The organism is Thalassospira indica, assembly GCF_003403095.1.
GTDB classification, from domain to species: Bacteria; Pseudomonadota; Alphaproteobacteria; order Rhodospirillales; family Thalassospiraceae; genus Thalassospira; species Thalassospira indica.
In genome coordinates this window covers 3,130,422-3,142,222 of sequence record NZ_CP031555.1, presented here as the reverse complement: position 1 = coordinate 3,142,222, position 11,801 = coordinate 3,130,422, and the positions used below count along the sequence as shown (strand labels likewise).

Sequence of the window (11,801 nt, the reverse complement as noted above, 5' to 3'; positions counted from 1 at the left end):
GGCCCGTCAGAAAATCTGACGGGCCTTTTTGTATCTCTGTGCAATTTGGTTTTTAGCCAGCATCACCCGCATTGACCGGGATGCACGCAACATTTTCACGCTTGAGCGCGTCACAGGCAGCGCGTGCTTCGTTCTCGCCATCAAAGCCCAGGAGACGGGCGCGATAGACAACACCTGTGCCACTGGCTTGCTGTTCAACCGCAGCGCGGGTCAGGCGCAGAACATCCGGGGCGGTACGTGCCGCGGCAAGGACTGCTTCCTGTGCCCGGCGCTGATCGCTAAATGCGCCAACCTGAATGCCCCAGCCCGCACCGGTTTCCGGCTTCAGACGGGTGACAACGGTTTGGGTATCAATGCGGCCCGGCTGTTCTGCTTCGCGAAGCGTGCTGCGCTTGGCAATCAGCAACTGGGCATCCGCTGGCAGGATTTTGTCTTCCGGGCTGATGCGCGGACGCGGAACAACGATTTCACCGTCCTTGGTCAGCTTCATATAGGCTTGATCAAGAAGTTTCTTCATCTGGTCATCACGGGTTCGGGCGGTGCGCCCCCCAAACACAACGCCAATTAGGCGTTTACCATTGCGATTGACCGAGGCGACAAGGTTGAAGCCCGATGCGTTGATATAGCCGGTCTTGATCCCGTCGGTACCATAGTAGGACGCCAGAAGGTTGTTGTGGTTGCCATAGGTGCGGTTGCCAAAGCGGAACTTCTGGGTCGCGAAGTAATGATAGTAGCTGCCGTAATTCTTGCGCAGCGCCACAGCCAGTTTGATCATGTCGCGTGCGGTGGTCATCTGCCCGCGGTTGGGAAGGCCGGATGCATTACGGAAGGTGGTACGCGACATGCCAAGGCGGCGCGCCTCGGACGTCATCATCTGGGCAAACTTGATTTCGGTGCCACCAAGATGTTCAGCGACAACAACCGCAATGTCGTTCGCCGATTTGGTGACCAGCGCCAAAATGGCGTCCTTGACGGAAATGGTTTCGCCCGGCTGAAGGCCAAGTTTGGAAGGGGCCTGCCCCCAGGCGCGTTTGGAAACCTTCATCCGAGTCGAAAGCGATACCTTGCCATGTTCCAGCGCGTCAAAGACCATGTAAAGGGTCATGATCTTGGTCAGCGACGCCGGATAGACCTTGTGATCCGCCCGATATTCGTGAAGCGTTTCGCCAGTGTCGCCGTCAATAATCATCGCCGTGTAAGTCCGCGCCTGCGCAGCGGAGGGCGAGAGAACTGTGAATGAAATAGTCGCAACCAGACACAAAAGCACAGCAACAACGCCACGCATGCTCAGCGAGCGCGTCACGGACAGAGCTTTGGCCATTGCAGTTGGCCCGGAAAGGGTCATTAAACGCATTATATCGGGCTCGGCTTTGAGGTTTCCCCAAGAACTAAATAAGTTCACTGTCGCATCACAGCCTTAAACAAATGTTTAAGAGCATCGAATTTCGGTGGTCGTCATTCGGGCCTTGAGATGGCCATTTTTATTCGCGAGACTGTATTTTATATCTCCAGATTAGCAAAAAATCGAGGATCGAATGTCAGAAAAGACGGCTCCAGTTCACACCAATACGGGGACCCGCAGCGCCAGCTGGGCCAAAGCAGGTCTTGCCGCACTGGTGATTGCAGGCCTTGCCGGTTGTACCTTTACCCAAACCAGTGACGTCAGTAATCCGCTTGTCCGCAAGGCATCATGGTTTTCTTATCTTAATGCCGATGATCTTCGTCAGGCTTGTGCAGCAGGCGATGCAGAAGGACAAATTCGCATTATTTATAATGCAGAGTATTACAAGGAAGTCCGCGTCTTTGAATTAACGCCGTATCCCGGCTTTGAGGAATTCAATCTGACCACCCGCGTGTTCGGGCCGATACAGGTCAAGGAAATCAATGTTGAACTGAATACACCGCTTGGTGCCTTTGGGGGCGAAGAGGCCGTTGATCGCATTGACCGCGATTCTTATCTCGCCATCACCGATGCGCTGCAGGCCGAAGGTTTCGGAACGCAAAACCGTGATGGTCTGCGTCTGTATTCCGATGATTTTTATTGGGTCGCCATTGGGTGCTCGTCGGGTGGCATAACGTTGGGTACCTGGGCATCAGGTGTGGATGATTTGCGTGCCCTTAAGTTCCCGGAAGTTCTTGCAAACCTTTCTTCGGTTGAAAAAGATCTTCCTGAGCCGCCTGCCGCAGAAAACGCACGATCGCAATCGGCGGCACAAATGCATCATGTCCAGAACAGCGACTCCGGTGAGTTTTACAGAACCGTGCGCGGAAATATGCTTCGTTAGAGCTCCAATATATTGCAACCGGGCGATGGCGTGACGTGTTCATGTTATTGCCCGGTCTGCTAAATTTATTGCAACGCAGCAAAACTGTGGGCTAATGCCTTGATCAAGTTGCTGTTTTAAAAATTTCTTGGAATTCCGGTGTTTTCCGATGGAAGCGTGCCGGGAAATATGGCGTTTTTGTCACTAAACTGTACTTGACGCGACGGGGTAATTCCATCTAGGGTTATATTGCAATGCAACATTGATCCGGATAGATATTCCGGTGATCAGGAGGTTGAGGCAATGGCTGATGCCAAAAAGAAACTAGCCGGGAAAACTGCAACCAAGCAGGCTTCCGCGTCGTCATCCAAAACTATAGCAGCTTCAGTCCCGTCGGCAGCGCAGTCTGCGCCTGCCAAGCGCAAGGTAATGACATCTTCCGAGATAGAAGCCGCAGCTCAACAGCCGTCGGCGGAAGCGCAAAAGGCATCGCCTTCACCATCGCCCGATACGGCAAAGACGCCGAGTGACGGTGCGTCGACCAAAGCTGCAGGTCAGGCTGCCTCGTCTGCGACGGCTACGAAGGGTGATGCATCTGCTGCCAAAACGCCGGTCAAAGATACCGCGTCGACCAGTGCTTCCGGAAAAAATGCAGAGTCCCCGAAATCTGCCAAGGCTGAGACATCTTCGCCATCTGCGCCTGCATCAAAGCATGCTGAATCTGCCACGAAACCTTCCGTTGCGACTCCCGGGGCCGCGCGACCTGCGGGCGAGGTGACATCGCCAGCAAACAAGTCGACAGCGCCCAAATCCCCCACCAAAAGCGAAAAGGCCAATACTGTGAGCACGAAACCCAAAACTACGGCAACCAGCAAGTCTGCCGCTTCTGCTGCCCCGAAAAAGAAAACCGTGGCCAAGTCGGCGCCGAAAAAGGCTGCTGCTGCACCGGCAAGTACGGCATCGAAATCTGCGCCTGCGCCGAAGGCCGCGGCACCCGCGACGTCTGAGAAATCGGCTGCACCGGCAACCGTGGCGGCAGAGTCTGCTGTCTCCAAGCCTGCGGCAACACCGACCCCGACCCAAATGCCAAGCAAGTCGACTGCAACCGCAAAACCGGTTGAGGCGAAACCGAAGGCCGAACCAAAGCAGGGCGACGTTTTTGGCTTTGGTGCATTGTTCATCGACGGAACGGGGATGGAGCCCTATTTCGAACTTTGGAAGACTCCTGAGGTCGAAGCAATGGTCACTGCTGGCAATGAGGCGTTCGAAGAAAGTGTTTCTGCTGCCAATGAGGCATTTGGCAAGATCTTTGAAACCATGACCGGTCAGGCCGATGTTTTTTCCGGTGCCGGATCGCGGGTTGCTGCTCAGTATGAAGAGCTGCTTGATACCCAGAAGAAAAGCTTCGAGGAAGTTTGGCAGGCAACCATGGCGATGTTTGAAAAGACCGGTGGCATTGGCACCGAGCTTTCGAGCTGGATGCAAAAAGAATTTGAAGCATCGCAGGAAGATCTTGATGAGTTGACCAAGGTTGAAAGCCTTGCAGACCTTCAGGAGTTGCATTCACGCATCGTCAATCGCTGCTATGAAAGCAGTTTGGCCGAAGGTGAAAAGATGCAGGAACTGATGTTTTCGGCCTTTTCGGACGGCTTGAATGCGATCAGCAAGGCAACGAATGTTGCGCTGAAATGAGGCAATGGATGCATGTTGGATATCCCAGCACCTTCCAATCCCAAGCGGGTATGGCTTTTAGCTATGCCCGTTTTTTTATGTGTCTATTCGCGGCCCTGATAATTTTGGAGTGACAATAATCACGAAGTTTGTCGCCTGATCTTGCAGTGCGTTATTCGCAGCCTAAATGAATCGAAGATGGACAACGAACGAAACTCGGATGCACAATAAATTCCTAGTGAGAACCGCGTAGCGGACTTTGAAAGAGTTTGGCAATGACCTATCATGGAGATCATGCAGGAAATAAGGGTTCCGGTAAGTAGACGATGACTGAACAGGATAATGACGGCACTGATCTGCCGAACACGGGGATCGTAACAAAGACACGGCCCAAGACCAAAAAGCCGTCCATGTACAAGGTGCTGTTGCTGAATGACGACTATACTCCGATGGAGTTCGTCGTTCACGTACTGGAACGGTTTTTTGAAAAGGGACGTGAAGAAGCCACCGAGATCATGCTTCAGGTGCACCGCAAGGGTGTCGGAGTGTGCGGTGTATTCACCTACGAAATCGCAGAGACCAAAGTAAACCAGGTCATGGACCTGGCCCGCCAGAACCAGCATCCGCTGCAGTGTACCTTAGAGAAGGAGTGACATATGCTATCGCGCAATCTTGAGGAAAGCCTGCACCGTGCGCTCGCATATGCGTCGGAGCGCAGGCATGAATATGCCACTCTTGAACATCTTCTGTTATCGCTGACCGAAGATCAGGATGCGCTGGCAGTGCTGAAGGCCTGCCGGGTTGATATTGATCGGCTGCGCTCCGATCTGCTGGAGTTCGCCGATAGCGAACTTTCCGGCCTGATCAGTGCGCGTCTGGTAGATCCCAAACCGACCGCCGGTTTCCAGCGCGTGATCCAGCGCGCTGCGATCCACGTCCAGTCTTCTGGCCGCGAGGAAGTGACCGGCGCCAATGTGCTTGTTGCCCTGTTCTCTGAGCGGGAATCGCATGCGGTTTACTATCTGCAACTCCAGGATATGACGCGTCTTGACGCGGTAAACTACATTTCACACGGTATCGCCAAGGCAACCGAACTCAATGAGCGCCGCATCCCGCGCGGTGCCGATGAAGAGCCGGTTGCAGGCATGTCGCCAGAAAGCGATGAAAGCGGCCCGGCCGAGGGCGAGGCGCTTAAAGCCTATTGTGTGAACCTTAATGTCAAGGCGCAGAGCGGCAAGATCGATCCGCTGATCGGTCGCCAGAACGAGATTGACCGCACCATTCAGGTTCTGTGCCGTCGTACCAAGAACAACCCGCTTTATGTCGGTGATCCCGGCGTTGGTAAAACCGCCATTGCCGAAGGGCTGGCACGCCGTATCAATGATGGGGATGTGCCAGAGGTTCTCGAAAACGCGACGATCTTTGCCCTTGATATGGGCGCACTTCTGGCCGGTACGCGCTATCGCGGCGATTTCGAAGAACGCCTGAAGGCCGTGGTCAAGGAACTTGAAGAGTACGAAGGTGCTGTTCTGTTCATTGATGAAATTCACACCGTGATCGGTGCTGGTGCGACGTCGGGCGGAGCAATGGATGCCTCGAACCTTCTGAAGCCGGCACTGGCAAGCGGGTCACTGCGTTGCATCGGCTCAACCACCTACAAGGAATTCCGGGGTCACTTTGAAAAGGACCGCGCCCTTGTGCGTCGTTTCCAGAAAATCGATGTCGAGGAACCGTCAGAAGCCGATACTGTCAAGATCCTCAAGGGTCTCAAGCCCTATTACGAAGAGCACCATCAGGTCAAATACACCAACGAAGCCCTGCGTTCGGCGGTTGAGTTGGCATCGCGCTACATCAGTGACCGCAAGCGGCCCGATAGTGCAATTGACGTGATTGACGAGGTTGGCGCATCGCGCATGCTGGTCGCACCCAGCAAACGCAAGCGTACGGTGAGCAAGCGTGATGTCGAGGAAATCGTCGCCAAGATTGCCCGCATCCCACCAAAATCGGTTTCGACCGATGACCGCAAGGCGCTGGCAAATCTTGAGCGTGACCTGAAAACGGTTGTGTTTGGTCAGGACAAGGCGATCGAAGCAGTTGCCAGTGCGATCAAGTTGGCCCGTGCAGGTCTGCGTGAGCCGGAAAAACCGATTGGCAGTTATCTGTTCTCGGGCCCGACTGGCGTAGGTAAGACCGAGGTCACCAAGCAGTTGGCCACGGTCATGGGGATTGAATTCATCCGCTTTGACATGTCCGAGTATATGGAGCGCCACAGCGTATCACGCCTGATTGGTGCGCCTCCGGGCTATGTCGGGTTTGACCAGGGGGGCTTTTGACCGATGCCGTTGATCAGCATCCGCATGCGGTCGTGCTGCTTGACGAGATCGAAAAAGCCCATCCCGACCTGTTCAATATTCTTCTGCAGGTCATGGATCATGGCAAACTCACCGATAACAATGGCAAGACGGTCGATTTCCGTAATGTCGTTCTGGTCATGACGACCAATGCCGGTGCATCCGACATGGCGAAGCCGCCGATCGGCTTCAAGCGCGAGATGCGTGTTGGCGAAGACGAAGAGGCAATCAAGCGCACCTTCTCGCCGGAATTCCGTAACCGTCTGGATGCGGTTATTCCGTTCGCCAACCTGCAGCCGGAAGTCGTCAAGATGGTTGTCGACAAGTTCATCCTGCAGCTTGAAGCACAGCTGGCGGACCGCAATGTCTCGATCGAGCTGACCGAAGCAGCGCGGGCCTGGATGGCAGAGCGCGGCTACGATGCGGCCTTTGGGGCGCGTCCGTTGGGCCGTGTCATTCAGGAACACGTTAAAAAGCCGCTCGCCGAAGAGTTGCTGTTTGGCAAGCTTTCGAAGGGTGGGGCTGTGCTGGTCGATATCGAAGACGATGCTGTCACCTTCCGTTATCCGGAAGATGAGAATGGCGAGAAACAACAGAAAAAAGATCCGGAAATGGCCGGTTAAAATGGACCTTTTTCGGTTTTCAGGTTGTTGTTAATGATTGGCAGTATAGATTGGTGCCCGGGGATATCGTTCCCCGGGCATAATCATATAAAGAACGCCAGAATATCATGAGCCAAGCTGCACAACGAAAATTTCGGAACGAAGTCGAGGAGTTCCTATCCAGACTTGAGCTGCGTGCGCGAAAGTTGATCGCGCTGGCCAATACGCTTGAAAAGAACGCCGACAAGTCCGACGTCACCGGTTATCGACCGTTTCGTGAGGAAGTCGACAACTTCAAGGCGTTGTCTCTGGTGATTATGGAGCGGATGAACAAGCTCGAATCCCATCCTAAAAAAGAAGAACTGGAAAAACAGTTTCACAAGCTTCAGGTCGTTATGCTCAGGATTGTCATCAAGACGAGCCTGAAATTCTTCTTTGTCATGAGTGCAAAGGAAAACCTGCCGCTTGGTGCGCGCGAAATGTTCCAAAGTGAACTCAGGACCCTTTATGAGGCAGAGCGGATGATCTCCGATCCGCGCTATATCAGTCAGCTCGACGACTCTGCAAAGGACGACCTTGAGATCGCGAAATCCATTCTCGAGGAAATCATCGAGAAGGCGCCAGCGCTCCTGAACTTCAATAATCGGACGAAGAAAAAACGCGCTAAGTAGGTGTATAAGCTTACTGAAAATTATGCCGCTCTAATTCTCTCCGGTATATTTTTGCAAAATGCAAACTTATTAATTCGCATTTTGCAATCTTTGCATTTTGAAATGCAAAGATTATCAGGTAATGTATTTCAGTCATGTGGGATGGCGACCAGAATTTCCCGAAAAACCACGGTTTTTTGAGGGGGTTATAAAGTTGGCACGCATCCTGCTTATGACGGCATGGACAGTTGTTCTTTGCAGGGGCGCGTTTCGCGCCTGGAACAACGTAATCTTCTGCAGTTTGCTCGTGTCCCAACCAAACTCAGCGGCGGTTTTTACCGCCGCTTTTTTCTTGCCTGATTTCTGGCTTCCTCCCAACCGCCATGTCTGCCCGGTCGCATGTTGTTTCTATGCGCGCAATCCACATATAGAAAATGTGGAAGCTCCTCTCGTGCGGTTCCACATCGCTATAGATTCTAAAAAAGGTTGTATTTGTTTTTTGCCTTTTGTATAAGAATCTATACTAAAAGATAGTCTTGATCTGCCATTGGCATAGACTGGGGAGTAAGCGAATGAAATTCAAAAGTGGTGTGGCTTTGGCCGGTATGCTCGCAGCGACAGTTTTTGTTCTGCCACATGCTGCTTTTGCCAAGGCAGAGTTGCCAGGGGACCCCAATGCTCTGATTACGGATGAAGTGATCAGGGATATCCGGGAATGGTTGGCCAATCCGGTTGTTGAGTTGTCCATCAGTTCGCAGAACAGGCTGCGCAAGGACATGACACAGGAACAGATTGATGCGGCCGATCTGCAGTGGCGCGCCGAACGCGAAGCAGAAGATCAGCCTTTGGTTGCCGCAATTCTGACCAATCCGCTGTCGAGCTACCTCACACAAGTTCAGGCACGCTCCGGTGGTATGTTTGCCGAGATCTTTGTGATGGATGCCGTTGGCCTGAATGTCGGTCAAAGCTCCATCACGTCCGACTTCTGGCAGGGGGATGAAGCGAAGTTCCAGAATACCTATCCGAATGGTCCCGACGCTGTGTTTATCGACGAGGCCGAATATAACGAGGGTTCTGACGCCTGGCTTGCCCAGCTCAACATGACCATGAGCAACGCAGATCGTCAGCCGATCGGTGCCGTGACCGTTGAGGTCAATCTCAATGAACTCGCGCGTCGCCGCGGTCTGTAGGGAGAAATGTGATGAAATTCTTCAAGAACCTCTCTATCCCGGCAAAGCTGATGAGCTGCTTTGCTATTATGATTGCCGTAATCCTGATGGTTGCCGTTGCTGGCGTTTTTTCCACCATGCAAGTCAGCAACGCAAATGATCAACGTGATTACCTTTCTAAATTTGAACGTGACTACCGCGACCTTGACCGTGCCTATCTTGTTGCGCGTCAGGAACTTATCTACTTTCTAACCACCGGTGATCGTGCTGGTTTGTCGGGTTATGAAAACTCGCTTGAAGAAATCGACATTCGCACTGACGTCCTGAAGACCTATGCATCAATCAGTCCAGAAGTTGCTGCCCTGATCGAAGAGATGGACGGGGCGATTGACCGCTGGGAAGAAATCGCCGCGCAGCAGGCTGAGCTGATGCATCACTACCTGACGGTTAACCATGCCCGCGCGATTGAAGCGTCCGGCGAGCCGCGCGAACTTTCTGATCAGGTCACCATGATTGCGGGTGAACTTGCCAAAAACATCGATCAGATGATCCTTGATGTTGAGGCAGAGGTTGCCCAAGCGATGCAAATATTCCAGGTCACACTTGGTGTTGGTGTTGTTCTTCTGATTGTGATGGCGGTCTTGTTCGGTGGCACTCTGTCACGGATGATTGCGACGCCAATCCGTAAAATGACCGACGCGATGGGTAAACTGGCTGCGGGGAACCTTGATATCGAAACGCTTGATATGAAGCGTACCGATGAAGTAGGGGCCATGGCCAAGTCGCTTGAGGTCTTCCGGGAAAACGCACGTGAACGTGCCCGCATGGCCGAACAGGAGAAAGTCGAAGCCCAGCGTCAGATTGAACGCACCCAGCGCATGGGAACGCTTACCAAGGGCTTTGACGAAAAAATCCAGGATGTTCTGCATGCGGTGAATGCTGCCCTTAATGATGTCCGTTCGGCATCCGAGACGCTGACATCACACGCACAACGCGCCAACCAGGATGCGCAGGACGTGGCAGAACAGGCCCAGGAATCCTCGACTAATATCGAAACTGTTGCATCTGCAACGGCTCAATTGTCGGCCTCTATCTCCGAGATTTCCTCGCAGATTGCCCGCGTGACCGAAATCACGCAGGAAGCTGTCGGTCAGACGGAGCGCACCAACGAGCGTGTTGAAAAACTCAATGAAGCGGCACAAAGCGTTGGCGAGGTGGTCAACCTGATCAGTGACATCGCCGATCAGACCAACCTGTTGGCCTTGAACGCAACCATCGAGTCCGCACGTGCGGGCGAAGCCGGCAAAGGCTTTGCCGTGGTTGCCGGCGAGGTCAAAAACCTCGCGTCCCAGACGGTCAAGGCAACCGAGCAGATCACAGCCAAGATTGCCGAGATGCAAAGCGAAACCGGCGCTGCTGCCGAGGCTGTGCATGGCTTTGCCGACACCATCAACAAGATTGATGAACTGATGTCGGTTGTCGCCAGTGCGGTGGAAGAGCAGGGCGCTGCAACCGAGGAAATCTCGCGCAGTGTCGAAGGGGCTGCGAACGGTAACGTTGCCATCACCAATGCTGTCAAAAGCGTTGCCAGTGCGACCACCGAAAGTGGTGACCTTTCCAGTGGTCAGCTTGACAGTGTCGGGCGATTGGCGGCCGCCAATGACGAACTTCGCAGTCACGTTAACGGCTTCCTCAATGACGTCCGTACTGTCTGACGCCTAAGGCACATCAATCCAAAAGGCGCGGGAATTTCCCGCGTCTTTTGTGTTTTGGGCATTGGGGGCCGGGTTAAGACGCTGATGGTTCCTTGCGATAGGGGCTGTGTTCGGAAAGGATGTAATCACGGTCCTGACTGATGTGATTGCGTTCCTGGGTCAAGAATTGCGCGACCGCGCGTTTCAGTCCCGGATCAGCAATCAGATGGGCGGAATGGGTTATTACCGGTTCATAGCCGCGCTGGATTTTATGTTCGCCCTGTGCGCCCGCCTCGACGGTTTTAAGGCCATGCTCAATCGCGATATCAATCGCCTGATAGTAACAGGTTTCGAAATGCAGAAGCGGCGTACGGTCGATCGTACCCCAGTTGCGGCCATAAAGGGTTTCAGACCCGATCAAGTTAAGAGCACCAGCCACCATTTCGCCGTCATTGAACGCACAAACCAGCACCGTACGATCACGCATACGGTCATGCAGCAGATCAAAGAAGTCGCGCGTCAGATAGGCCTGTCCCCATTTGCGGTCAGATGTATCGCGATAGAAATTATAAAACCGGTCCCAATGGTCGGCTTTCAGATCATTCCCACGCAGTGCCTTGAAACTGTATCCGGCCTCCAGAACCTGCTTGCGTTCCTTGCGCAGGTTTTTGCGTTTGCGCGAATTCAGTGCGCCCAGAAAATCATCGAAACTCTGATAGTCGCGATTGCGCCAGTGATACTGCATGCCCGTGCGCGCGAGAAAACCTGCCTGTTCCATCAGTTGGCTTTCATCGCCACTGCAAAACGTGACATGCAGGGTCGCCATGCCAAGCTTTTCCGGCAGGATCGTCATGCCGCTGATTAAGGCGTTGCGCACGCTGTCAGGATCGGGATGATCCTTGGCGACAAGCAGCCTCGGGCCCGGCACCGGGGAAAATGGCACAGCCGACTGCAGTTTGGGGTAATACCGCCCACCGGCACGTTCATAGGCCTCTGCCCATGACCAGTCGAAAACATATTCGCCGTAAGAATGGCCTTTGACGTAAAGCGGCACGATGCCGATGACATCACCAGTCTCATCTTCTGCCACAAGGTGAAATGGTTGCCAGCCGGTTTCGGCGGTGGTTGATCCGCTGTCTTCCATTGCGGACAGGAAGGCAAAGCTGACAAACGGGTTGTCAAACCCGGCACACTTGTCCCACTGGGCCTGTCCGATTTGATGAATATCGGTGACGGTTTTGATTTCGACAGCCAAATCTGAATTCCTGCAGATGGTCCCCATGGCGCCCGGTTTAACTCCCGAGGCCTTATTTTTATACGCATTAGCCGGTATATGCGTTCAGAAGATAGGCGCAATGCGCATTTACGCAAGGGAAAGCCTTTGACGGAAGCGCATCTAA

At 53.5% G+C, this 11,801-nt stretch carries 9 protein-coding genes and 1 pseudogene; 7 read left to right on the top strand and 3 right to left on the bottom strand.

Features of this window, described 5'->3' with window-relative positions; genetic code table 11:
* Window positions 1–52 precede the first annotated feature (52 nt).
* Complete coding sequence (locus DY252_RS14825) at window positions 53–1,321, bottom strand: D-alanyl-D-alanine carboxypeptidase (protein ID WP_063088323.1); 1,269 nt, start codon at window positions 1,319–1,321, stop codon at window positions 53–55.
* A 214-nt stretch (window positions 1,322–1,535) separates the two neighbouring features.
* Between DY252_RS14825 and DY252_RS14820 the strand changes: the two genes are divergently transcribed.
* Entirely contained in the window at window positions 1,536–2,285 is a 750-nt protein-coding gene (locus DY252_RS14820; RefSeq protein ID WP_064789759.1) for a hypothetical protein, read from the top strand.
* 533 nt (window positions 2,286–2,818) lie between these two features.
* Here the strand turns inward: DY252_RS14820 and DY252_RS22185 are convergent.
* Window positions 2,819–2,992 (bottom strand): hypothetical protein, encoded by a 174-nt coding sequence (locus DY252_RS22185; RefSeq protein ID WP_165374913.1) that lies wholly within the window; start codon window positions 2,990–2,992, stop codon window positions 2,819–2,821.
* 112 nt (window positions 2,993–3,104) lie between these two features.
* On the opposite strand from DY252_RS22185, the gene DY252_RS22180 reads away from it, so the two are divergent.
* The 6 genes and pseudogenes from DY252_RS22180 (at window position 3,105) to DY252_RS14790 (ending at window position 10,422) form a co-directional block, all read left to right on the top strand.
* Window positions 3,105–3,956 carry a phasin family protein gene (locus DY252_RS22180; RefSeq protein ID WP_165374912.1) on the top strand — a complete coding sequence of 284 codons (852 nt, stop codon included), beginning with the start codon at window positions 3,105–3,107 and terminating at the stop codon, window positions 3,954–3,956.
* 305 nt (window positions 3,957–4,261) lie between these two features.
* A complete protein-coding gene (gene clpS / locus DY252_RS14810) occupies window positions 4,262–4,588 on the top strand; it encodes an ATP-dependent Clp protease adapter ClpS (RefSeq protein ID WP_008890601.1) in 327 nt (108 codons plus the stop codon).
* Between the two features lie 3 nt (window positions 4,589–4,591).
* Window positions 4,592–6,909, top strand: a pseudogene (gene clpA, locus DY252_RS14805) (ATP-dependent Clp protease ATP-binding subunit ClpA).
* Between the two features lie 107 nt (window positions 6,910–7,016).
* Entirely contained in the window at window positions 7,017–7,559 is a 543-nt protein-coding gene (locus DY252_RS14800; RefSeq protein ID WP_064789762.1) for a hypothetical protein, read from the top strand.
* Between the two features lie 551 nt (window positions 7,560–8,110).
* Complete coding sequence (locus DY252_RS14795; RefSeq protein ID WP_064789763.1) at window positions 8,111–8,728, top strand: hypothetical protein; 618 nt, start codon at window positions 8,111–8,113, stop codon at window positions 8,726–8,728.
* An 11-nt stretch (window positions 8,729–8,739) separates the two neighbouring features.
* The gene (locus tag DY252_RS14790; protein ID WP_064789764.1) at window positions 8,740–10,422 is read left to right on the top strand and encodes a methyl-accepting chemotaxis protein; all 1,683 of its coding nucleotides are present in this window, start codon (window positions 8,740–8,742) and stop codon (window positions 10,420–10,422) included.
* 73 nt (window positions 10,423–10,495) lie between these two features.
* Here the strand turns inward: DY252_RS14790 and DY252_RS14785 are convergent, their stop codons facing one another.
* Window positions 10,496–11,656, bottom strand: coding sequence for a GNAT family N-acetyltransferase (locus tag DY252_RS14785; protein WP_174713883.1), 1,161 nt, complete (start codon window positions 11,654–11,656; stop codon window positions 10,496–10,498).
* Window positions 11,657–11,801 lie beyond the last annotated feature (145 nt).

What these genes read in the sequence shown, in the direction of transcription:
- DY252_RS14825 (WP_063088323.1), bottom strand. Translation starts at nt 1,321, where the DNA reads ATGGCCAAAGCTCTGTCCGTGACGCGCTCGCTGAGCATGCGTGGCGTT.
- DY252_RS14820 (WP_064789759.1), top strand. Translation starts at nt 1,536, where the DNA reads ATGTCAGAAAAGACGGCTCCAGTTCACACCAATACGGGGACCCGCAGC.
- clpS (WP_008890601.1), top strand. Translation starts at nt 4,262, where the DNA reads ATGACTGAACAGGATAATGACGGCACTGATCTGCCGAACACGGGGATC.
- DY252_RS14800 (WP_064789762.1), top strand. Translation starts at nt 7,017, where the DNA reads ATGAGCCAAGCTGCACAACGAAAATTTCGGAACGAAGTCGAGGAGTTC.
- DY252_RS14795 (WP_064789763.1), top strand. Translation starts at nt 8,111, where the DNA reads ATGAAATTCAAAAGTGGTGTGGCTTTGGCCGGTATGCTCGCAGCGACA.
- DY252_RS14790 (WP_064789764.1), top strand. Translation starts at nt 8,740, where the DNA reads ATGAAATTCTTCAAGAACCTCTCTATCCCGGCAAAGCTGATGAGCTGC.